We start from the raw sequence: 21,618 nt of genomic DNA, 5'->3' as shown, positions 1-21,618 counted from the left end.
TTCATTTGTAGGAAATGTCCAGAATTGTCCATTTACGCACACTTAAATGTAGCAATCCTGAACAACAAGACAAGTGTAATTTTTCATATGTTAATTCCTGCGATTTTTTGAAAAAATTTCTTATTTCTCCGAAAAACAGCCTCCTGAGATTCCTTTCCAACTTTTTGAACCCAAGATGATATAAAAAACAGATGGCGACCGCAAGGAATTAGGCAATACAAGGTAGCTTGGAAAAGATTGGTATCATTTTTCAACAAGAATGAGGAAATGAAAAAAGTCTTTCGAAAAAAACACCAACTAACCGCTCACCCATGAATGTCGCCAACACACAGATTCAGATGCGCAAAGGACTCCTTGAGTATTGCGTCCTGCATATCATCTCCCGGGGGGAGGTCTATACCACAGACTTGATCGAAGAGCTGACTCAGGCTCAGATGATCGTAGTGGAAGGCACACTCTATCCCCTGCTCAATCGACTCAAAACCGCCGAACTGGTCAACTACCGTTGGGTGGAATCAGAGTCAGGACCGCCCAGAAAATACTATTCCATCACGGAGGAAGGAAGAAAATTTCTGGAAACGCTCTCCGAAACCTGGAAATCCCTGGTCAATTCCACCCTGGAAATCACCTCAAAAAATTGATCAGCGACTAATCACCACAACTCGAATCCCATGAAAAAGACGATAAGCATCAACATCAGCGGCATCCTCTTCCACATTGAAGAGGACGGGTACGATACCCTCAGAAAATATCTGGACGCCATCAACAGCCACTTCTCCGGCTATAAAGACAGCAAGGAAATCATTTCGGATATCGAAAACCGAATCGCGGAAATTTTCCTTTCCAACCTGAAAAACAACAAACAGGTCATCACCGCCGAAAATGTGGACAAACTCATTGAAAAAATGGGGACGATCGCAGATTTCTCTTCCATCGAAGAAGAAATGGCCGAAGACCAAGGCGAAGAAAAAACCGCTCAGGAGGATTTTTACAAATATGTGACCCCTCCCGGCACCACCGGAGGAGGATACAAAAAGCTCAAAAGGCTGGAAACCAAAAAAATCCTCGGTGGGGTTTGTGCCGGAATCGCCAACTATTTCACCGTCGATCCGCTTTGGATACGACTTATCGCTATCCTTTTGCTTTTCAGCGGAAATGTCAATTTCAATTTTGGGCTATTTGACATTCTTCCTTTTGACAATTTCCGATTCAATCTAGGCTTGGGCTTTTTCGCCATAGTAGCCTACATCGTGCTTTGGATAATTCTGCCCGTTTCCTATGAATTGGTAGAAGACAAAAACATCAAAAAGCTGTACAGAAACCCTGACGACAAGGTATTGGGAGGGGTATCTAGTGGTCTGGCTGCATATTTCGGTGTAGATGTACTCTACATGAGATTGGCCTTTGTGCTCCTCGCCTTTGCTGGCGGTTCGGGTATTTTGATTTATCTCATTCTTTGGATCATTACGCCGGTAGCAAGCTCCATCACCGAGCGAATCAAAATGAAAGGGGGAGAAATCACGCTGGACAGCATAGATTCTACCCTCAAAGAAACCATCAACCCTGTCCCTCCTCAACCTGAGTCCACCGCAAGAAAAATCCTGATGGCTCCATTCCGGGTGCTTGGTAAGGTCATCGATGCTGTCGGTTCGGCTTTGGGTCCCTTGGGGAGATTTCTTGCCCACGTCATTCGGGTCGTGTTCGGATTGATTATTTTCTTCATCGGCCTTGCTTTGACCATTGCTCCATTGATTGCATTATTCGCCTACTTTGGAGTGAGTGATGCAGATTACCGAGTTTGGTTGGAAAACTTCCCCGTAGAACTCTTCACTGGCCTAGTTCCTGTTTGGTTGGTGGTAGCTTCCTTGGGACTGGTATTTATTCCCGGGATTATCATCTTGCTTTTAGGCCTGAGTGTGCTTGCGCAAAAGAATCTCATCGGTGGTCGATTTGGATTAGTGGCTTTGGGATTGTGGCTGCTTTGCATCGGTATCGCCGCATTCCAGATCCCTAAAATCGTGGTCCAATTCAAAGAAGAAAATACGCATGAAATCACTTCTGCACTTCCTGTGAGCGAAGGAACCTTGATCCTGAAAGCTCTGGATGTGGATGACGAGGACATTTTCAACAAGGCAAACTTGAAACTTGTGGGAAGTCCTGACTCTGCAGTTGTGCTAGTCCAGGAGAATACTTCAAGAGGAAAAACCAAAGCGGAAGCTTTGGAAAATGCCAAAAACCTGGTCTATTCTTATTCGGTACAAGACTCGGTGGTCACCTTTGATGAAGGATACGATCTGAGTCAGCTGGAAACCTTCCGAGATCAGCGATTGAACCTTACGCTGAAGATTCCATACGACCGTCCTTTCATTATGGAAAGATCACTTCTGGAAATCCTAAGAAGCACACTCTATGTCAATGGATATCGCTCCTCCGACGTGAGACCTGAGGCAGTATGGGTATTCAATGAAGCTGGATTGATCTGTCTGACTTGTCCAAATAAAGGAGACAACGACTCAGACTGGGATGATTGGGAAGAAGAAAAAGCCAAAACTGATTCTCTGACCCGAGCTACCTTGGACAGTGTAAGTAGAGCAAAATTCAAAGACTCCTATTTCATGAAGGACTAAACCCAACCTTAATCTTTGACAAAAAAAGGCACATTTCAGTGCCTTTTTTTGTACCTTCTGGAATAAAAAAGGAATTCAAATGGATGTCAAAGTCAAGTTTTTGGGAGGTTCAGGATCTGTCACAGGATCTAAATACCTGGTCGATCTGGGAGAGTTTGAGTTTCTGGTGGATTGTGGACTTTTCCAAGGCCCAAGAGACCTGAGAGAAAGAAACTGGGACAAATTCCCCATGCCTGTAGAAGCCTTGGAGGCAATCATCCTTACTCATGGGCATCTAGACCATGTGGGATACTTGCCGAAAATAGTCAAACAGGGATTCAAAGGCCCCATCTATTGTACCGAAGCCACAGCTGAATTGGCAAAAATCTTACTTCTTGATTCAGGTAAACTTCAGGAAGAAGAAGCCGAATTCGCCAAAAAGAAAGGGTATTCCCGTCACGAAGACCCGCAGCCTCTCTATACCGTAGAAGATGCTGAGGCAGTATTCCCTCTCTTGGTCCCGCAGTCTTTCGAAAAGACCTTTTCCATTTCAAAAAATGTCCAAGTCACCTACTATCATGCCGGACATATTCTAGGAGCAGCCATCGCAAAAGTGGTGATTCAAGGTGATTCTCAAAGTAAGAAATTGATCTTCTCGGGAGACTTGGGCAGATATCATGACCCTGTCCTATATCCTCCTACTTCCATTCCTAAAGCTGATGTACTTTGGATCGAGTCGACTTATGGAGACCGAAAAGCACCTCAAATAAGGCCGGAAGCTGAATTAGGATCAGCAATCAACGATACGTTTGACCGGGGAGGACTGGTCATAATTCCCTCCTTTGCCATTGGCCGAACTCAACTGGTCTTATACCACCTGTATCAGTTGATGGAGAAAAAGAAAATTCCGAAAGTCCCGATTTTTCTCGATAGCCCGATGGCAATTGATGCTACCAAATTGTATCTGGACTTTCATACAGATCATAGACTGACCGCCATGTTGGAGGAAAATGAGCATCCTTTCAAGCATCCTCAGCTTCATTACTTACAAAAACAACAACAATCCATGACGCTTAATGAATACCGAGGGAATGCAATTATCATTTCTGCAAGTGGAATGGCGACCGGAGGCAGGGTACTTCATCATCTTTTCCATCATCTCCCTTCTGAGAAAAATGGAGTAATTCTGGTCGGCTATCAGGCCGAAGGCACACGAGGGAGAAGATTATTGGATGGGGAGCCGGAGATCCGAATTTATGGTCAGGAGGTGCCAGTCAAGGCAAAAATCTACCAAATCGAAGGACTTTCAGCCCATGCAGACCAAGATGAACTGATGGAATGGGCAGAAGGATTCTGTGAAGTACCAAAGATGACCTTCATTGTCCATGGGGAAAAAGAAAGCGCCGAAGTGCTTTCCCAAAAACTGACCAACGAATTGGGCTGGCACACCTTAATCCCTCAATATCTTGAATCCGTGGTGCTATTTGAGGGTATTTGATTGAATATGACTTTCTCTTCAATTATGATGAGCTACAGACTATCCTCCTTTTTGCCACTCATTTTGGCAACGACCCTATTTTCGTTCCTATATTCCTGTAAGCCTTACCAACCCGAAGGTCAGGGCATTACCGGAACGATTACTTGGGTCGAAGGAAACCTGATGCCCAGAATATCCGAATCCGGAGATGACGCCCCAAAAAAACCTGAAGGCATACAAAGGAAACTGGAAGTGTATCCTTTGGTCAAAATCAGTGATATGAAAATGGAAGATGGGCTTTTTGTCTCTTTAGCAGTGAAACCCATTGCCCAAGTTGAAACAGATGCTAATGGAAAATATAGCCTTCAGCTTTCTCCCGGGAGGTATTCAGTCTTCACAGTAGAAGAAGGAGGTCTATTTGCCAATATTTTTGATGGAGAAGGAAATGCCATGCCGGTCACCGTGAAAGAAGGAGAATGGACCTTAGTGGATATCCAGATCAACTACAAGGCTGTATATTAAAAAAGCCCTGAAAACAGCGTCTTCAGGGCTTGATTTGGGAAGAAGGCAGTTTAATCTGCCTTTTCTTTTTTCTTTACCACTATGGTCAGCTCAGTTCCTTCACCTGAATAGTCCGCAGTAATTACGTCCCCTTCAGAAAGGTCACCTTTGAGGATTTCCTCGGCGATGGCATCCTCCAGATATTTTTGAATCGCACGGTTCAGCGGTCTGGCGCCGTATTGCTGATCGTAACCTTTCTCGGCCAAGAAGTCTTTGGCTTTATCGGTAAGTTCGATTTGATAACCCAATTCGGTGATTCTGTGGAATAATTTACCCAAGCTGATATCAATGATTTTGAAGATATCTTCTTTTCCAAGAGAATTAAACACAACCACATCATCCAATCGGTTGAGGAATTCAGGACTGAAAGCCTTTTTCAAAGCAGACTGAATGGTGGACTTCATGATTTCGTCCATATTCTCCTGCTTGGCACGGTTGGCAAATCCAATTCCTGCACCAAAGTCTTTCAAGTCTCTAACCCCGATATTGGAGGTCATGATAATGATCGTATTTCGGAAGTCAACTCTTCTGCCCAATCCGTCAGTCAAAATCCCATCATCCAACACCTGAAGAAGAATATTGAACACATCCGGGTGAGCTTTCTCGATTTCATCCAAAAGGACCACAGAGTAGGGCTTTCTTCTGACTTTTTCGGTCAATTGGCCACCTTCTTCATAGCCCACGTAGCCTGGAGGCGCTCCTACCAATCTGGATACGGAGAATTTCTCCATATACTCAGACATATCGATTCGGATGAGTGAGTCTTCTTTATCAAACAGGTAAGTGGCCAAAGTCTTAGCCAATTCAGTCTTACCCACCCCTGTTGGGCCTAGGAAAATAAACGAACCGATCGGCTTCTTGGGATCTTTCAAACCAACCCGTGTTCTCTGGATGGCTTTGGTCAGCTTTTTAATGGCCTCATCCTGACCAATTACTTTTCCTTTGAGCTCTTCACCCATGTTGAGGAGTTTATTTCCTTCATTTTGGGCGATTCTCTTGGCAGGAATACCGGTCATCATCGCGATTACTTCGGCAACGTTGTCTTCCTCTACGGTAAATCGTTTGGATTTACTTTCATCCTCCCACTTAGCTTTGGCGATTTCGAGTTGCTCCAACAGCTTCTTCTCCTTATCCCGGAGTTGAGCTGCTTCTTCGTATTTCTGGGATTTGACTACCCGGTTTTTCTCTGTCTTGATGTTTTCAACTTCTGCTTCAAGCTTGAGAATTTCTTCAGGTACATGAATGTTGTTGATATGCACCCGTGCACCCGCTTCATCAAGAATATCGATAGCCTTGTCTGGAAGGAATCGGTCGGAAATGTATCGATCCGAAAGCTTAACGCAAGCGTCAATTGCCTCCGGCGTGTAAATTACATTGTGGTGATCCTCGTACTTATCCTTGATGTTATTCAAGATCTGAATGGTCTCTTCAGGAGAGGTCGCATCGACCATCACCATCTGGAATCTTCGGGCAAGTGCTCCGTCTTTCTCAATGTATTGTCGGTATTCATCCAAGGTCGTAGCTCCGATACATTGGATTTCACCTCTTGCCAAAGCCGGCTTAAACATATTGGAAGCATCCAAAGAACCTGAGGCCCCACCCGCTCCTACGATAGTATGCAACTCATCGATGAAGAGGATGACATTGGGAGACTTCTCCAATTCATTCATAACCGCCTTCATTCGCTCTTCAAACTGTCCCCGATACTTGGTACCTGCCACCAATGAAGCGAGGTCCAAAGTAACCACGCGCTTATTGAAAAGCACCCGGGAGACTTTTTTCTGAACGATTCTCAAAGCTAGACCTTCTGCAATGGCAGTTTTACCGACACCTGGCTCACCGATCAGAATAGGATTATTTTTCTTTCTTCTGGAAAGGATCTGAGCTACTCGCTCGATTTCCTTCTCTCTACCAATGATGGGATCCAGTTTATCCTCTTCGGCCATTTTGGTTAAGTCCCTTCCGAAATTATCCAAAACCGGAGTTCTTGATTTTTCGGAACCGGGCTTAGACCCACTTCCTGACCCTGGACCTGAAGATCCAAACAATTTGGATCCATCGTCATCCCCATCCTCAGCCTCTGCCTTGGATCTTGGGGCAGCGCCCGGGTCAGATTGCATTTCCAGCATGTCTTTGATCGTGTCGTATCCTACTTCAAACTTGTTGAGGATTTGAGTGGCGATATTGTCTTCATCCCTAAGGATAGAAAGCAGCAAATGCTCAGTACCTATCAATTGGCTTTTGAAAATCTTAGCCTCGAGATAAGTTATCTTCAATACTTTCTCGGACTGCCGGGTCAGGGGAATATTTGCCATGTTCTTCACATTGTGGTTGGCAGTTCCCTTTACCGCTCGTTCAATTGCGTTGCGCAACTCGTCCAGAGGTACGCCCAATTTCTTAAGAATGGAAACAGCTACACCTTCTCCTTCACGAATCATCCCAAGCAAGAGGTGCTCTGTGCCGATGTAATCATGGCCCAATCGCAGGGCTTCCTCCCGGCTGAGAGAGATCACCTCTTTGACTCTATTTGAAAATTTTGCTTCCATTTAATTCCTTTCTGATTGTATAATAAATCTGTACGTATGTTACCGAATTTGTTTTAAAAACACAATCATTTTAACGATTGTTCATTCTTTTTTTGCGGAGCTTTTGAGAACATTTCCAGCCTCAGGTCCCATACAAAACAACAAATCCAGAATGCTCAGGTTGGGCTCAAAGTCCAAGCCAAAAAGCTGGGGATAGGCTATCGGCTGATAGAAATTTCTTTCCGAAAAAGGCCTTGAAGGCGCTATATGACGCCTTTGGTCTTCTATTTCAAGTGAAAGCGCAGAGGTATCACCCACCGATACTTTGACAGGCCACTGCAAAAGCTTAAGACATATTGTCAGCAATCTGGAATTGAATTCCCAAAGACTTTCCGGTTGATTTTCGAATACAGGTTGGAAATAAGGAAAGAAAAATTCAAAAAATGGCGCTTTGCCATAGGCACTTTGGATTCCCCTGAGGTGAACTGCCTGCCATTTTTGGGAATTGTCGATTTTGATTTGATCCAAAGGCAACCTAGGACGCCTTCCTTGAATGGGAATGCTAAGGGTCTCTACTTTGTTTGCCAGCAAAATCCGGGTTCTATTGTAATAGGACTGCCTTTGGTACTGGTCTTTGAGAAAAAGAAGAATCTCCTCAGCATCAATTATCGCACTGAACCATTCTAGTGTCGGCAGGTAATGAAGATCGACGGCAATTCTTTTCAAGGTTGAGGGATTGGTTAATAGTTTTTCGGTGTTCGTAGTGGGAAGTAGGATAGGGTTATTGGTTATCTTTTGTCAGGCTGAGCGAAGTCGAAGCCTTGTCTCTTGCTTCTTGTTTCTTGCTTCTTGTTCCTTTTCTCTATTAAAGAATTTCCTCCAAGTTTCCAAGTCCTTCACGAATCAGAACTACCTCGTCCCCGGTACAATCCAAAATGGTAGAGGGCACATTTGAACCATAGCCCCCGTCGATAACCACATCCACGAGGTTTTGATACTTCTCAAAAATCAATTCCGGATCGGTGCTGTACTCGATGATTTCATCCTCATCATGAATGGAGGTGGAAAGGATGGGTTGACCAAGTTCCTCCACAATAGCCCGGGGCACTCCATGGTTGGGAACCCGGATACCTACTGTTTTTTTGTTGCTATGAAGGATTTTTGGCACTTGGGAGCTGGCTTCCAAAATAAAGGTAAAGGGTCCTGGAAGGCCTTTTTTCATCATCTTGAAAACCGGCTTGGTGATCACCCGAGTGTACTGAGAAATATTGCTCAGGTCGGCACATACAAAGGAAAAGTTGTGCTTCTTAGGGTTGATGCCTTTGATTTTGCAGATCTTTTCCACGGCTTTTTGGTTGGTGATGTCGCATCCCAAGCCATACACGGTATCGGTTGGATAAATGATTATCCCGCCGTTTCGTAAGATATCCACAATTTGTCGGACTCGTCGAGGGTCCGGATTTTCTTCGTAAAGCCTGATAAACTCGGCCATGGTTGTTACCTTTCTTTTGAATCTACAAGCTTAACCCATTTTTCGATTAATTCGTGCACAATGGGTAAATCCGCCGGGGCCCAATCCAAAGAAATCAGGTCTTTTTTCCCCAACCAAATCATTTGATCATGCTCTGCCAGATGGAATTGCCCTCCTGTCCAATATGCCACCATGGGAATAAGTCGGATGGTTTTGCCGGGATAAGTAAAATCGGCTGGGCTCAATTTTTCGAAAATCTCAATCTCGATGGACAGCTCCTCCTGAATCTCCCTCTTCAGGCACTCCTCTGGACTTTCGTCTTCCTCCACTTTTCCACCGGGAAATTCCCATTTGCCCGGCAAATCCATGGTTTGAGACCTTCGGGTAGCGAGAACTTTCCCCTCCGAGAAAATGAGTGCACAAGTGACGGGGATGATTTTCATTTGTTCAAAAAACTAGCAAAAACCATCTTTTCATTACTTGTTTGCATTCAAAAGTTGAATCAACTGATCGGAATACCCTTCGTTTACCAACTCAATCTCACCCTTTTCATCAATTAGGTAAAAGGTGGGGTATCCTTTCACTCCATAAGTCATGGCTACTTCCTGAGCATCAATTAAAGCTGGAAAAGGTATTCCCACTCTAGCCTGATATTTTTCCATTTTTGTCTGCTCATCCACGGGATTGACATAAAGCGGAACGACATTTTCGCCAAATGAAAAAGACTGCTTTTTAAACTCATCGATTGCGATCTTACACCAGCCACAGTGGATCATAGAAAAATCCAAGAGCACTTTTTTCCCCTGAAAATCACTCAATTTTACCCATTTCCCCTGCATATCTTGAAGTTTGAAATCCGGTGCTGTATCACCCACTTTTAGGAGATTTGACACTATCGTTTTTTCATCTTCTACTTTTGAAATATAACCTTTTGGGAAAGTGGGCTGCAAAGGGTCTTCACCTTGATAAAAGGTATAATTAGAATAAAAAACTTCAATCAGCTGATTTCTTTTGCCGTCGTGATAAAGTCTCCGTGAAAGAAACTCTGGTAGGGAATTGGCAGGATTGATAAACAGATGATTTTCTAGATAAATTTTCTTCTCGGAAATCACCGTATCCATTTCCAACCAAACAAAATCCATCAGGGTTTTCCTGCTTATCACTGTATCTTTTCTGTAGGTAAATGGCTCTTGGACCAGCAAATGGATTGGGCTAAATGACCTGTAAGCATTTCCCCGAAGTAAGTCTGTTTGATTTTCCCATACAGTCACTTCCTTTTTTTTGTGATCTACTCCATAAGAAACGTTTTCTACAAACCAGAATTCTACATCCTCCTTTTTTCCAAAAAAGTCATACCCTAATTCCGCATTTGGATTCTTCTGAAAGAATGACTCACGAAAAATAGTATCGACATCCCCTAAGTTAGGATCTTCCCAAAGCATCATTTGATTAAACCCAATTTGTTTGGCCTCTAGGATTTTATCTTTGGAATTTTGAAATACTTCCTCTGGTGAATGGGTCTTTTCGCACCCAAAACCAAAAGCCGCAAGTGAGCAAATAAACAACTCTTTTTTCATACCTAATTTTTAAAATCAAATCATGATCACCCAAAATAATAGAACCCTTAGTATTTGTAAGTCAGAAAATGGAATATTCTACCTTAAAGCAAGAATTACAACTTCGGGAGACCAACTTTGAAATTAACCTATGGGCCGTAAATCAAAAATCCCAAATCGTAAATTCAAGGCAAGCCCAACTTTTTAATTCCCCCGGTTTTATTTCCTATTTTTGCCGCGTATGCAACTCGAAAAGCGTAAAAAATTACTTCTGATCGCCTTGGTTTCTATTTCCGTATTGGCGATTTCTATGACCTTTTATTTCTATCAGGTCTTCTATAGCCCAAACACCCTTCCTGAAAAGGATCAACCCTATTATCTGAAAATTCCAACCGGATCGGTTTTTAAAACGGTTGTCAATCAACTCTATGAGGATCAGGTGATCAATGACGCACTGAGCTTCAGTTTTGTGGCCAAAGTACTGGATTATCAGGATGCTGTCAAACCTGGACTCTACCAAATCGATCCAAAAATGAGCAACCTGCAACTCGTAAGGAGGCTTAGGTCTGGCGATCAGGTCCCGGTAAAGGTCACGTTCAATACCATCAGAACCAAGGAAGAACTGGCAGAAAAAATCACAGCCAATCTTGAGGTATCTCCAGAGCAGTTTCTGGAACTGGTGCAGGACTCGGTCTACATCCGAAAGTTTGATTTTGAGGAGGAGACCATTCTTTCCATGTTTATCCCCAACACCTATGAACTTTGGTGGAATACCAGTGCCGAAGGACTTTTTGACCGGATGTACAAGGAATATCAGTCATTTTGGACGGAAGAAAGAAAACAAAAAGCTCAAGCCATAGGCCTTACTCAAAAAGAGGTGAGCACGCTTGCCTCCATCGTACAGGCCGAAAGCCAAAAGGCGGACGAACGAGCCAAAATAGCTGGGGTATATCTCAACCGTATCAAAATCGGAATGGCGCTGCAAGCGGACCCTACATTGGTCTATGCCACCGGGGATTTTACGCTGAAGCGGATTCTGAACATCCACAAAGAAATCGACAGTCCTTACAATACCTATAAGTACACGGGACTACCTCCGGGACCGATTAATCTACCGGATATCAACTCCTTAAATGCAGTCCTCAATGCAGAAAAACACCAATACATGTATTTCTGCGCCAAGGAGGATTTTTCTGGTTATCATGCTTTCGCGGTCACTTACAATGAACACCTGGCCAATGCCCGCCGATATCAGGCCGCATTGAATGCAGCAAAAATATTTTAGCATGTTCCAAGCCGAAACCCAAATCCGAGTCCGCTACGCAGAAACTGACCAAATGGGCTATGTCTACTACGGCAACTATGCCATGTACTTCGAAGTAGCCCGGGTAGAAGCCATGCGATCGGCTGGTTTCTCTTACCGCAAAATGGAAGAGGACGGGGTGATGATGCCGGTTTTGGAAAGCCATTTTCGCTACCTCAAACCCGGAAAGTACGATGAACTTTTGACCATCAAAACGACCATCCCCCAACTTCCAGGAGTCCGAATTCGCTTTGAATATCAGGTACTTAATGAAAATAAGGAACTGATTACAGAAGGCTGGACTACATTGGCTTTCCTGAAAAAAGATTCCCATCAGCCGACTCGACCACCGGGAATTTTGTTAGATTTATTGAAACGCTATTTTTAAGAAAGGTGGTCAAAGAGAAAATTTTCAAATACAGAATACGACTGCAGCTCAAAGCCAGAAAACTGAAAAAAATCCACTTTGGGCATCCGGACAAAAATCTTTATGATGTCACCCGTATTTTTATCCAACAACTCAAAAAAGATGATATCAACGAGCGAGCAGGGTCTATGGCATTCAGTTACACCTTGGCTTTGTTCCCTCTCCTCCTGTTTATTTTGAATCTGATTCCCTATATCCAGGATATTTATCCCTTGGTAACCACGGAAAATATCCTTGCCTTCGTCAAGGGAATTATTCCTTTGGGAATCTACCAAAACATTGAAACGACCCTGATGGATATCGTCTCCAAACCTCGTCAAAGTCTCCTGTCCTTCGGTTTCTTTTTTGCGCTCTTTGCATCTACTCAGGGTGTGGTATCCATGATGGATTCCTTTAATTCGGTCTATCGTACCAAAGAAAATCGAGGTTTTTTCGGAACTAGACTGATTGCAATCAGTATTGTTTTTGCCCTGGTGCTTACCATCATTGCTGCCAGTCTGGTGATGATTTTGGGTGAAATTCTGATCAACCGACTGGATGAGCTTCATGTATTCAACAGCAGCTTCATGTACTTTTTATTCAATAGCTTAAAGTTCTTTATCCTTTTGGCTGTTTTCTTTATCACCTCAGCCTTTATTTTCCGGTTTGCCCCTGCGGTGCACGATAAATGGAATTTTTTCTCCATCGGAGCCCAGCTTTCCGGTTTTTTGATCACACTAGGCTTTTATGGATTCATTTTTTACCTGGAAAACTTTGCCAGCTACAATAAACTGTATGGCTCGATAGGAACCCTGATTGCACTCATGCTTTGGCTTTACCTCACATCAGTGATTGTACTCGTAAGCTTTGAAGTCAATGTGAGTTTGGATTTGGCAGAAGAAAAGCAGAAACAAAGAGAAAGCCGAAGAAAAGTGCTTGCCGATGATCTACAAGAAAAATAAACAGGATATAATCAGGCACTTAGGAGAAAAAGAAAAAAAGGACTTGCCCGCAAAAGGTAAAGGATATACTTTTGCACACTCGATCGATAAAGGTCGTGAATTAGAGGAGTGGCAGAGTGGTCGATTGCGGCGGTCTTGAAAACCGTTGTACCGCGAGGTACCGGGGGTTCGAATCCCTCCTCCTCTGCATTTAAAAGCCAGACTTTTGTCTGGCTTTATTTGTTTCGAGGCCTTGGGTCCAACCCAGTAACCTAGCCTCTCGCTAAATCAGTCCACCGGACTTATTATTCCTGCTCGTTCCTCTCCTCCTCTGCAAAAAAGCCAGACTTTTGTCTGGCTTTATTTGCTTTTAACCCAATCTAAATCTTTTTACGAATCAAAAGTCTACCTCGAATCCTATATTTTTAGGATTAGTGAGACTTGAGCCAATGCCTGTAATACTTCTCCAGCATAGGCTGAAGTTCATCACGATCCCGTGTGTTGTAATGGTCAGCCATTATCGCCACTACATGGTCATCGCCGACCACTGTGATTCCAGACACCTTGCGGTTTTCCCGCTCCACCCAAGCTGCTTCCTTACCCAGTCCCTTTACCCTCAGTTCTTCCGGGACTTTTTCAAAATCACGCAAAATGCCAGCTGCCATGATTTTATAAGTAGAAGGGGTAGACATCATTTGAACCATAATCCCGAATTTTTGCCCGTCATTTTCTGCAAACATCAGGCAAGTCCCTTTGCTTACGTTCATGGAAGACATATCCATCAATTGATAGGAATCGGGTACTTCAAATATTTTTCTGAAGATGTCCTCATCCATCCCGGCACAGGCATCCCAATCTCCCAAGGCTTTGTTCTGATAGTCTATTGCTTGTTCGGGGAGGTTTTCAGAAGTGGTATTTTCCGTACCTGACCCGCAGGCCATAAGGGACAAGCTGAATATGACGATTGAAAGTTTTAAAATTTCTGATTTCATGGCTTGTAGATTAATCGATTTGAATAAAATAGGTGGAAGGCTGTGAGTTGCCGCGATCATTTGGCCCTTGGAGCGTCACTTCCACTTCGTATTGAGATTTGGGGATTCGACCGACCTGCCTGCGAATAAAGCCCTGCTTTTCGGTCTTGGAAATGGGCTTTAGGTTGCCGCTGGACTTGCCGGAAGTAGTCCCGCCGGATTTGCCATCCTGAGGCGATTTGGGTGCGGGGAGATTTCCTCCCTTGGCTTCGGGGTCATCGATCCTACCCACCTGACGGCGAATGAACCCCTGCTTTTCCCAAGTATTAATCATGGATTCTTCCAAGCCTTGAGAAAAAAGATCCAGCTCGGAAAATCGCTGATTCAGTGTCACGGGTATACGTTCAGATTCAAAAACCACCTTTCCGCCCTGTTTTACTTTGTAAACCAACAGGCCTTGAACCTGTCTGTCACCCAATTGGCGCAGCACATCCCGGTCTAGATTCAGAACTGGCTTTTGACTCCGGATCTCTTCCAGAATCCGATCAGCATCCCCCTCTCCTGACCGGACGGATAAGGATTCTTTTTTTGCCAAGGCAAAAGGTGCTTGGGCATATCCAAGGTTTATTCCCAGGATAAAAATGAGCCCTGATAGATGAATTGATAGGTATTTTTTCATAGTAGAAATAGGTTAGTCGACTAATTCAAGGGTGTAGGTATAGCGAAATCTGACGTGATCTTTGTCATCATACATTTCTCCTTCTCCACGGACATAGCGCTTGCCGCCAGCTGTTTCCAGCCAGAATGTTTCATCCGAATTCGGCAGGCGCTTTCGTCCTCCACTCGCGTTGGGATAGTCAGCTGCTTGAGTCTGAGCGGATAAGTATTTGATGATTTCAGCCAAGTTGCTGGATCGATCTGCCCACATGTCCGCAGCCAGTAGATTTGGTCCCCAAGCAAATCGCATGGAAGTGGTGAGCTTCATAGTGGAAGACTGGATTTCAGTGGTGGAAAAGGGGATATTCCAGATCACAAACTTGTCGAGGTTCCGTTTTTGACCTTCCGGCCAAGTGCTGGAGAAGCTCCCCAACCATCCAAACCAAGTAAAATTGCTCTTTGCTCGAGTTCGGTTTTCGCGAACGTGGCTGATTTGCTCTTCCCTAGGCTTTGGGCCAGAAATAAGCGCGGATATACCCAAACTTCCTCGTTGGTTTCGTCCCACTCGTGCCTTGGTGAGGGTGACATCGTTGTAAGTCATTTTTAGGCGGTACAGATTGGGAGAAGCCTTCGGAATGGGCTTGGTTGCTTCAGCCTTGTTTTGGGCTTCTATCCGCTTGGCTTCTGCCTCTCGAGCAGCCTGCCAGCGAGCGATAGAGCCTACACCACTGACTGCCATCTTGACATTTTCAGGGCCAAAAAGTTCTGAAAAGAGGATAAATTCGCCTTTTATGGGTGGATCTGCACGTTTTCCTGTAGGGTCCAATCGGGCCAGTTCCACGTCAGCAGTGAGAAAATTCATTTGGATGGTTTTGGCTTTTCCATAGAAAACACGTCCGTTGTCCTGTATGCCATTGATCATCCCTTGAGCCGACATGACTACATGGTTGCCGTTTTTGTCTGCAAAGGTCAGCAGTTCTTTTTGGGTTTTGTTTCCGTCCCAAGGAAGAGCATTATCCTTAGTTAGCACACGAAAATCCTCTCCGGGCGCCATGAATCCGGAAAAGGAAGCATTGTCTCCGTTAATCAGGATATCAAACCGACCTGAGCTTTTCTGGGCAGCATTGACAAAAGTCCCGGCAGCTCTCCTTCCTCCGGGATATACTTTGCCAAAGAATATCCATTGGTCATGGGCTCCGTAGATATAGCCCCCTGCCTGAATAATCGACAAATCCCCTTTATCCGAATTCCAGACCCCTGCCCAGAGATTGCCTTGGGCAAAGGACGAGAAGGTCAAAAGGAGCCCAATCCAAAAGAATAGATACTTTATCATAGGTTGTGATTTAAATTGATGTTTAGTTTCTCCCCTCCCCAAATACTTTCACCATCAGCTGCTCTTCATAGTCAGGGACTACTTGGAGATTGATGATATCCACTCGTCGATTTTTGGCACGTCCTTCAGGGGTATCGTTGGGGTAGAGCGGGTAGCGCTGTCCATAGCCACGGGAAGCGAGCTGATTGGTATCTACTCCGAATTCCTTCACTAAGGCTTTGCGTACAGCCGAAGCCCTCTGCTCAGACAGGAGGCGATTTTGTTCCTTATCCCCTGTGGTGTCGGTATGGCCTGCAATGGAAAAACTGCCTCCGTTGGCCTGGATGAAATCAGCAATTTGTTTCAGCGTGGGATAAGATTCAGGCCGAATCACTGCACTTCCCGGGTCAAAATAGATCCCTGTAGCCTCAAAGACTCCTTCTGCCAGTTTATTTTTGATGATGGGAGGAGCATCGGCAAAGCGAAGATTGGAGAAGTAGAAAAACTCGTCCTCATTGGCATTATTGGAATAAAATTTCAGCGAGCGGAACGGGGAGTGATCTGGCTGAGCTTGGACGATGTCAAATACTTTCTCCTCATCCAGATAGAGCCGCACCCGGTTTTTATTTTTCCAAAGCGACACCCGGATCACATCACCCCGCTCCAGGTTTTCCTTGCTTAGCATGGGTATCGGGGTATTCACGAATTCATTGTATTGACTATCCTTCCACCTTTTCTCCAGATTTTTGTGATCGGCATTGAAGCCCATGTTGACCAAGTGATTGCCTGCGCGCCTATTGCCCAGCTGAATGGTTGGCGACTCCAAATCATTCAATACCACCAAAAACTGACGAGTGCCCGGGGCAAACTTCTGGGCATCCACATCCAAGATCAGATCAAATTCCAGCGTGAAGTTTTCCGGCAACTCTCCCAGGTCTATCGGGGTGAAAGAATTTTCTCCCTTACCCAGTTGGATCCATTTTCCTTCAAAACCATTTATTTCTACCAGCTCAAGCACAATCGAACTAACCCACCCTTCCGGCATGTCACCCAAGGCATCCCCCGAAAAATCTGACGCGTAGAGGATATCCGAACCCAGGATAAAGTCAAATTTGGAGTAGGCTTGCAGACTTTTGGGGCCGGGATCGTCAAAAGATTCTTCCATATCCTCCGGAAACACCGGGTCTGCATTCTCTTCCCAAACTTCCTCTGGATTAGATTCGGGGTTTTTCTTTTTGACCCGAATGCTGAAAAGGGAATCAATAGCCTGCTCGGTGGTTTGTTCCGTCTTTTCTTCAGTCTTTCTTTCGACAGTTCTTTTGGCTGCTTCTTCGGCTCTTTTTTTGAGATCTTTGATAAATTGAGCCCTAAGCCCAAAATCTGACAAAAATCCCATTCCGATAAATAGCAGAAGAAAAAATACGTATCGCTTCATCATTTGATAGTTTTGTTTTTAGCTTAGTGGGTAGAGCGATAGAAAACATTAACCACCCGGAGAAAAAATTTTTATGATAGATCCTAAATGGGTCAAGGCGTTGACAGGAGACGAACTAGGTCTGAAAGAGCTCTATTCTACCTTCAGAACTCCCTTTTTATCTTTTCTGAGAAAAACGGGAATAAATGAAGATGAGGCGCTCTCTATTTTTCATGATACGCTGATCACTTTAAGGAAAAAAGCGATCCAGGGCAAACTGTCGGAAGTGAAGCATCAATTCAAGACCTACCTTTTTGCAATAGGAAAATACAAGGCCTATGACCTGATCCAAAAAGAAGGCAAAAGGGGGTGGATGTCCATTTCTGAATTTCCTGAGATTGAGGATTGGGAAGATGCTGAAGACAAAGAGGACCTGGACGAAAACCTAAACCTGATCCAAAAGGGAATTCGACAATTGGGAAATTCATGCCAGAGAATGTTAACATTATTCTACATTCAGGGACTAAAAATCAAAGAAATCCAGGAAAAGGAAGGCTATGAAAATGAAAATACAGTCAGAGCTCAAAAAAGCCGTTGCTTGAAATCATTGAAAATCTGGCTTGAAAAACAAAAAACCAATGAGTGACCGAGACCTACAGATCGAGCGCTATCTTCAAGGAGAAATGAGTGAAGCTGAAAAAGTACAGTTCGAACAGCTAATCGCTCAAGATTCTGAACTTGGGGAGGAAGTCTCATTTCAGCTTGGCGTGCAAAAGGCCCTGTGGAATGAGGACGAAAACTCCTTCCGGTCCGAGCTGAATCGACTGGAAAAAAGTCATCAAATCAACCTGAAAAGAAGGAGATTTTGGGTAGCGGCTGCCAGTATAGCTCTCCTTGCGTGCATTGCCGGGCTTTGGCTGTTTTTGCCAAAAGACCAAAATGAATTGTTTCAGGCTTACTTTTCTCCCCAGCCCAATATCTATCAACCTATTACCAGAAGCACCGGAGAATCCTCTACCATAAACCAAGGCCTCATTGCTTATGAAAAAGGAGAATGGAAAGAAGCTCTTCGGCACTTTTCCGAACTCGATAAAAGTGAAAAGCCCGAATTCGTCATCCTCTATGAAGGAAACTGCCTCTTGGCACTTGGAGATTTTTCCACGGCAAAGCAAGCTCTTGACCCGCTTTTGAACTCCCAAGATGGCACACTTCGCCACCGGGCAGGATGGTATTGGGCTTTGGCCCAGCTGAAATTGGGCCAAAAGAAGGAAGCAAAGTCACAGTTGGAACAACTGACCGAGGAAGAGGGACCTTTTCAGGAAAAAAGTAAGGAACTAATTCGATTGCTCCCTTAGCCTTTTTTGTCTCCAAATCATTCCGACAGCCAGGATAATCAAGATCATACTGATCCAAATCCATGCAAAAGATTTGGAATAGACGGGTTCAGAATCTCCAAGTATGACAAACCCCGCCCAAAAGTACGGATCGGCCAAGGCAGGATCATTCACCTGACTCAAATAGTCCAATTTGGCTAAGCGAAGAGCTTCGTCCTTTCGATTGCCCTCTTTGAGACGCTGGTAAAAAGCTTCCATCAAAATCCCGGTTTCCCTATCCGGAACTTCCCAAAGACTCATGACTGTACTTTGAGTCCCCGCCACCATAAAAGAGTAAGCCAAACTGAGCAATCCATTACCAAATTGCTCATCCCCCACCCCCGAATTGCAGGCACTCAGCACGGCCAGTTCTGCGTCCAGTGGCATTTCGAATATCTCTAAGGCAGTAAGGGTCTCCTCTTCCTCATCCCCAAACCACAGTCTACTGAAATTGGGTGAAATCCCATCCAATTCTCCATGGACTGCCAGATGAATCAGGCCTGCCCTCGGGGCTTTATTCAAGAAATTGGCTTTGGAAGCTGCAGAGTCAAAGTAGGCTTCTCCTCCTGTCAAACGGCTCAATTGGGTCACCTCTTCCCTGTTACCAGGCAGAGACCTTAACTTGTAGGAGGGCGCAAAACCCATCCAGTCTTTTTCTAAATGATCAATCGGTCTCTTTTGCAGGACCTGGAAGCTAGGGATATATCGGACGGTAGTATTTTCTATCAATGGCTTTTGATCCTTTAGCTTAAAAACCTCAAAAGGCACCTGACAAAGCAAACCATCAGGTACCACTGTAAGGGATTGGTAGGAAGAAGAAAAGCCCGGAATCCAATCCTCTACCCATAAATCGGGTAAAGACCCCGATCTCACGGGATTTTTGATCTGACCTACCCAAGAGGTGAGGTCCAAAATCCTGTCAGCGCTATGATCCAGATACCCAAAACTTGACCCTTTAGAATCTCCAATCCAATAAAAAATGGATTCCTCCCCAAGAAAAAAAGAAATCAATCCTTGCCCCTCCTTGAGATCGCTTAATATCCTCTGGATCACATCGGAGTCAAGGCCTGACTCTTTTGGTGACTTCATTTTGGATTCGATAGTAGAAAGAAGATTAAGAAGGCTATCCTCCTCCTCATACCAATCCAAAAGCTTGGATTTGTCGGAGTTTTGGCCCTGCTGAATACCTGCGATTTTGATCCTTACTTCTGCCAGAGATTGCCTGGTGATCTGCCAAGACCTTTTATCTTTCTCTTCCCACATCTTGACCAACTCCTCACCTCTGCCTTGTTCATAAACCACCTTCCTTTGGATCTCCATCAGCCTGATGGCCAAATCACCCCAGACCTTCGACTTATCTTTCTCCTTTCCTTGAAATGTCCAGGCCAAAAAAAGCGATTCCTCGATCAATGGCTTTACTTCAGTCAGCACGGAGACAGAATTGATCAGGCCGGTTTGATCTCTTTTCAGAGTCTCCACCTGAGAAATAACTTCGTTCAAAAAGGTTGAAGCTGCATTTTGATCTTGAGTACCCGTCTGCAAAAAAACAGCCTTTAGCCGCATAGCCTCCAAAAGCAATCCACGGGAAGATTTTAATCTTACCAACTCTTCTATCAACTGATCCAAAGAACGCTCCCAACTCACATGATTACTTCGACCCTCCTTTTGCTCCAATTCCAAATGGAGCAGCTTGGATTCTGCCTGAAGTGAGGCTGCATCCTTGAATTTTGAATTAAGAATATGATCCAACTCCGAAAGGTAGATCCTGGCCGATGGGAAATTTCCCTGAGTCATAGCCAAACGGATCAAGCCTTTCAAAGCCTCAATCTTAAAAATATCCCTACCCAACTCATCAGCCAAACTCAAGGCTTGATCAAACGCAGCTTTTGCGCCTACCACATCTCCCAATTGGCTCAGATACAGGCCCAACTGATTAAATCCCTGTGCTTTTGATCTCCTTACGTCGGTATTCTTTGTCCGCCTTTCTCTTTCGAGAATTTCCAAAGCTTGCTTTGCGAGCTTGACTGACTCTTCAGACTTTTTCCGGTGATGAAGGACCAATGCCAACTGAAGTTTGGAAGAGGCCATTTGGGTGGAAGATTCCTGACCGATTGCCTGAAAATGCCCCACAGATCTTCTGGCTTGAAATTCTGCCTGGCTGAGATCTCCCATTTTTAAGGCGGCAAGAGACAACATTTTGTAATCATCTCCCAAATAAAAACTGGAATCACCACCGTCTTTTCGATCACTGTCCAAAGCCTGCTTGAAATAGGGCAAGGCCCGAAATGGGTCTCCTAGCCTGTCCAGATATAGAATCCCAAGATTATAAGAATTGGCGGCAATAGTACTGTAAGGTTTCTGATCCAAGAGTCCCAAAAGCTGAGTAGAAGATTCATAAGCCTCAGCAGATGCCGAAAACTGCTCCAAAGCATCCCAGACCACCCCTTGCACTGTTCTATTGCTGGATGATACGAGCAAAAACCCCATTTCTGAAAAAATCTGATCTGCTTGCTTCAAGGCGGTCAGTGCTTCCTGATACCTGTTGAGGTCAAAATAGGTCCTTCCCAGCCGATCCAATGATAGCCCGTAGACGCGTCTGCTTTGAGGGAAATTCGAAAGTCGATTAACTAGAGATTGCAAATGCGCCAAATCCTGCTTTCCGGTCAAGGCCACTTGAGAAGAATAATCAAAGTAGCTCCATTCGGCTTGAAGCAAATTTCTGTTGGGGCTTTGGGAAAAGAGTTCAAGGTAGGAAGGGCCTTTTTCTAAAAGTTCACGGTAGCGTCGGCCAAAAAATGTTAGCTCAGTCCAGGCCCGAAATGCCTGAGTTAGCTGGGTTTCCGAACCAAGTCCTCCAATCAAAACCTTCTCCATAAAGTCGGAAGCAGCTTTTCGGTTATAGGAAAAGTTGGTTTTCTTACCCCGATCTATTGAATCCAAATAGGCATCAAATGCTTGGGAAAAACCCTCCATCTGAACACAGAAAAGCAAAATAAAAAGACTACTCAACCATCTTTGCATACCAAAAATCCACTAAATCCACGC

General features: G+C 44.5%; 19 protein-coding genes and 1 tRNA gene. 10 read left to right on the top strand and 10 right to left on the bottom strand.

Annotation, left to right across the window (positions count from 1 at the left end):
- Positions 1 to 311 precede the first annotated feature (311 nt).
- The 4 genes from AAA938_RS07690 (at position 312) to AAA938_RS07675 (ending at position 4,605) form a co-directional block, all read left to right on the top strand.
- Positions 312 to 641 carry a PadR family transcriptional regulator gene (locus tag AAA938_RS07690; protein WP_338223989.1) on the top strand — a complete coding sequence of 110 codons (330 nt, stop codon included), beginning with the start codon at positions 312 to 314 and terminating at the stop codon, positions 639 to 641.
- Between the two features lie 30 nt (positions 642 to 671).
- Positions 672 to 2,627, top strand: coding sequence for a PspC domain-containing protein (locus AAA938_RS07685; protein WP_338228048.1), 1,956 nt, complete (start codon positions 672 to 674; stop codon positions 2,625 to 2,627).
- Between the two features lie 79 nt (positions 2,628 to 2,706).
- Positions 2,707 to 4,104, top strand: coding sequence for an MBL fold metallo-hydrolase RNA specificity domain-containing protein (locus AAA938_RS07680; RefSeq protein ID WP_338228047.1), 1,398 nt, complete (start codon positions 2,707 to 2,709; stop codon positions 4,102 to 4,104).
- Positions 4,105 to 4,128: 24 nt separating this feature from the next.
- A complete protein-coding gene (locus AAA938_RS07675; protein ID WP_338228046.1) occupies positions 4,129 to 4,605 on the top strand; it encodes a carboxypeptidase regulatory-like domain-containing protein in 477 nt (158 codons plus the stop codon).
- Between the two features lie 50 nt (positions 4,606 to 4,655).
- Here AAA938_RS07675 and AAA938_RS07670 read toward each other — a convergent pair whose 3' ends face one another.
- The 5 genes from AAA938_RS07670 to AAA938_RS07650 form a co-directional block, all read right to left on the bottom strand.
- Positions 4,656 to 7,190: an ATP-dependent Clp protease ATP-binding subunit gene (locus tag AAA938_RS07670; RefSeq protein WP_338228045.1), complete on the bottom strand. Its 2,535-nt coding sequence runs from the start codon at positions 7,188 to 7,190 to the stop codon at positions 4,656 to 4,658.
- An 81-nt stretch (positions 7,191 to 7,271) separates the two neighbouring features.
- Positions 7,272 to 7,895: a WbqC family protein gene (locus tag AAA938_RS07665; RefSeq protein ID WP_338228044.1), complete on the bottom strand. Its 624-nt coding sequence runs from the start codon at positions 7,893 to 7,895 to the stop codon at positions 7,272 to 7,274.
- Between the two features lie 139 nt (positions 7,896 to 8,034).
- Positions 8,035 to 8,661: an L-threonylcarbamoyladenylate synthase gene (locus AAA938_RS07660; RefSeq protein WP_338228043.1), complete on the bottom strand. Its 627-nt coding sequence runs from the start codon at positions 8,659 to 8,661 to the stop codon at positions 8,035 to 8,037.
- Positions 8,662 to 8,666: 5 nt separating this feature from the next.
- Positions 8,667 to 9,083, bottom strand: a complete 417-nt coding sequence (locus AAA938_RS07655; RefSeq protein ID WP_338228042.1) for a (deoxy)nucleoside triphosphate pyrophosphohydrolase — start codon at positions 9,081 to 9,083, stop codon at positions 8,667 to 8,669.
- 33 nt (positions 9,084 to 9,116) lie between these two features.
- Complete coding sequence (locus AAA938_RS07650) at positions 9,117 to 10,217, bottom strand: peroxiredoxin family protein (RefSeq protein WP_338228041.1); 1,101 nt, start codon at positions 10,215 to 10,217, stop codon at positions 9,117 to 9,119.
- Between the two features lie 220 nt (positions 10,218 to 10,437).
- Between AAA938_RS07650 and mltG the strand changes: the two genes are divergently transcribed.
- The 4 genes from mltG (at position 10,438) to AAA938_RS07630 (ending at position 13,054) form a co-directional block, all read left to right on the top strand.
- On the top strand, positions 10,438 to 11,481 hold the full coding sequence (gene mltG / locus AAA938_RS07645; RefSeq protein WP_338228040.1) for an endolytic transglycosylase MltG: 1,044 nt from the start codon (positions 10,438 to 10,440) through the stop codon (positions 11,479 to 11,481).
- A 1-nt stretch (position 11,482) separates the two neighbouring features.
- Positions 11,483 to 11,887, top strand: coding sequence for an acyl-CoA thioesterase (locus tag AAA938_RS07640; RefSeq protein ID WP_338228039.1), 405 nt, complete (start codon positions 11,483 to 11,485; stop codon positions 11,885 to 11,887).
- A 5-nt stretch (positions 11,888 to 11,892) separates the two neighbouring features.
- Positions 11,893 to 12,867 carry a YihY/virulence factor BrkB family protein gene (locus AAA938_RS07635; RefSeq protein ID WP_338228038.1) on the top strand — a complete coding sequence of 325 codons (975 nt, stop codon included), beginning with the start codon at positions 11,893 to 11,895 and terminating at the stop codon, positions 12,865 to 12,867.
- Positions 12,868 to 12,969: 102 nt separating this feature from the next.
- A tRNA-Ser gene (locus AAA938_RS07630) sits at positions 12,970 to 13,054 on the top strand.
- Between the two features lie 223 nt (positions 13,055 to 13,277).
- On the opposite strand, the gene AAA938_RS07625 is transcribed toward AAA938_RS07630, so the two are convergent.
- Genes AAA938_RS07625 through AAA938_RS07610 form a run of 4 tightly spaced genes read right to left on the bottom strand, consistent with a single transcriptional unit; the run spans position 13,278 to position 17,224 of the window.
- On the bottom strand, positions 13,278 to 13,838 hold the full coding sequence (locus AAA938_RS07625; protein WP_338228037.1) for a hypothetical protein: 561 nt from the start codon (positions 13,836 to 13,838) through the stop codon (positions 13,278 to 13,280).
- 10 nt (positions 13,839 to 13,848) lie between these two features.
- Positions 13,849 to 14,496: a hypothetical protein gene (locus AAA938_RS07620; protein ID WP_338228036.1), complete on the bottom strand. Its 648-nt coding sequence runs from the start codon at positions 14,494 to 14,496 to the stop codon at positions 13,849 to 13,851.
- Positions 14,497 to 14,508: 12 nt separating this feature from the next.
- Positions 14,509 to 15,807, bottom strand: coding sequence for a hypothetical protein (locus tag AAA938_RS07615; protein ID WP_338228035.1), 1,299 nt, complete (start codon positions 15,805 to 15,807; stop codon positions 14,509 to 14,511).
- Positions 15,808 to 15,829: 22 nt separating this feature from the next.
- Entirely contained in the window at positions 15,830 to 17,224 is a 1,395-nt protein-coding gene (locus AAA938_RS07610; RefSeq protein ID WP_338228034.1) for an OmpA family protein, read from the bottom strand.
- Positions 17,225 to 17,294: 70 nt separating this feature from the next.
- Between AAA938_RS07610 and AAA938_RS07605 the strand changes: the two genes are divergently transcribed.
- Together AAA938_RS07605 and AAA938_RS07600 are read left to right on the top strand one after the other, a co-directional pair.
- Positions 17,295 to 17,846 carry an RNA polymerase sigma factor gene (locus AAA938_RS07605; RefSeq protein ID WP_338228033.1) on the top strand — a complete coding sequence of 184 codons (552 nt, stop codon included), beginning with the start codon at positions 17,295 to 17,297 and terminating at the stop codon, positions 17,844 to 17,846.
- The gene (locus AAA938_RS07600; RefSeq protein WP_338228032.1) at positions 17,839 to 18,555 is read left to right on the top strand and encodes a tetratricopeptide repeat protein; all 717 of its coding nucleotides are present in this window, start codon (positions 17,839 to 17,841) and stop codon (positions 18,553 to 18,555) included. Before AAA938_RS07605 ends, AAA938_RS07600 begins: the two co-directional genes overlap by 8 nt.
- On the opposite strand, the gene AAA938_RS07595 is transcribed toward AAA938_RS07600, so the two are convergent.
- On the bottom strand, positions 18,535 to 21,594 hold the full coding sequence (locus AAA938_RS07595; RefSeq protein ID WP_338228031.1) for a CHAT domain-containing protein: 3,060 nt from the start codon (positions 21,592 to 21,594) through the stop codon (positions 18,535 to 18,537). The two genes, AAA938_RS07600 and AAA938_RS07595, sit on opposite strands and share 21 nt — an antisense overlap.
- Positions 21,595 to 21,618 lie beyond the last annotated feature (24 nt).

The organism is Algoriphagus taiwanensis (assembly GCF_036245645.1).
GTDB lineage: Bacteria > Bacteroidota > Bacteroidia > Cytophagales > Cyclobacteriaceae > Algoriphagus > Algoriphagus taiwanensis.
This window is presented reverse-complemented; position numbering and strand designations above follow the sequence as displayed.

Coding starts and splice junctions, on each gene's coding strand:
- AAA938_RS07690 (WP_338223989.1), top strand. CDS start 312: ATGAATGTCGCCAACACACAGATTCAGATGCGCAAAGGACTCCTTGAG.
- AAA938_RS07685 (WP_338228048.1), top strand. CDS start 672: ATGAAAAAGACGATAAGCATCAACATCAGCGGCATCCTCTTCCACATT.
- AAA938_RS07680 (WP_338228047.1), top strand. CDS start 2,707: ATGGATGTCAAAGTCAAGTTTTTGGGAGGTTCAGGATCTGTCACAGGA.
- AAA938_RS07675 (WP_338228046.1), top strand. CDS start 4,129: ATGATGAGCTACAGACTATCCTCCTTTTTGCCACTCATTTTGGCAACG.
- AAA938_RS07670 (WP_338228045.1), bottom strand. CDS start 7,190: ATGGAAGCAAAATTTTCAAATAGAGTCAAAGAGGTGATCTCTCTCAGC.
- AAA938_RS07660 (WP_338228043.1), bottom strand. CDS start 8,661: ATGGCCGAGTTTATCAGGCTTTACGAAGAAAATCCGGACCCTCGACGA.
- AAA938_RS07655 (WP_338228042.1), bottom strand. CDS start 9,083: ATGAAAATCATCCCCGTCACTTGTGCACTCATTTTCTCGGAGGGGAAA.
- AAA938_RS07650 (WP_338228041.1), bottom strand. CDS start 10,217: ATGAAAAAAGAGTTGTTTATTTGCTCACTTGCGGCTTTTGGTTTTGGG.
- mltG (WP_338228040.1), top strand. CDS start 10,438: ATGCAACTCGAAAAGCGTAAAAAATTACTTCTGATCGCCTTGGTTTCT.
- AAA938_RS07640 (WP_338228039.1), top strand. CDS start 11,483: ATGTTCCAAGCCGAAACCCAAATCCGAGTCCGCTACGCAGAAACTGAC.
- AAA938_RS07625 (WP_338228037.1), bottom strand. CDS start 13,838: ATGAAATCAGAAATTTTAAAACTTTCAATCGTCATATTCAGCTTGTCC.
- AAA938_RS07620 (WP_338228036.1), bottom strand. CDS start 14,496: ATGAAAAAATACCTATCAATTCATCTATCAGGGCTCATTTTTATCCTG.
- AAA938_RS07615 (WP_338228035.1), bottom strand. CDS start 15,807: ATGATAAAGTATCTATTCTTTTGGATTGGGCTCCTTTTGACCTTCTCG.
- AAA938_RS07610 (WP_338228034.1), bottom strand. CDS start 17,224: ATGATGAAGCGATACGTATTTTTTCTTCTGCTATTTATCGGAATGGGA.
- AAA938_RS07605 (WP_338228033.1), top strand. CDS start 17,295: ATGATAGATCCTAAATGGGTCAAGGCGTTGACAGGAGACGAACTAGGT.
- AAA938_RS07600 (WP_338228032.1), top strand. CDS start 17,839: ATGAGTGACCGAGACCTACAGATCGAGCGCTATCTTCAAGGAGAAATG.
- AAA938_RS07595 (WP_338228031.1), bottom strand. CDS start 21,594: ATGCAAAGATGGTTGAGTAGTCTTTTTATTTTGCTTTTCTGTGTTCAG.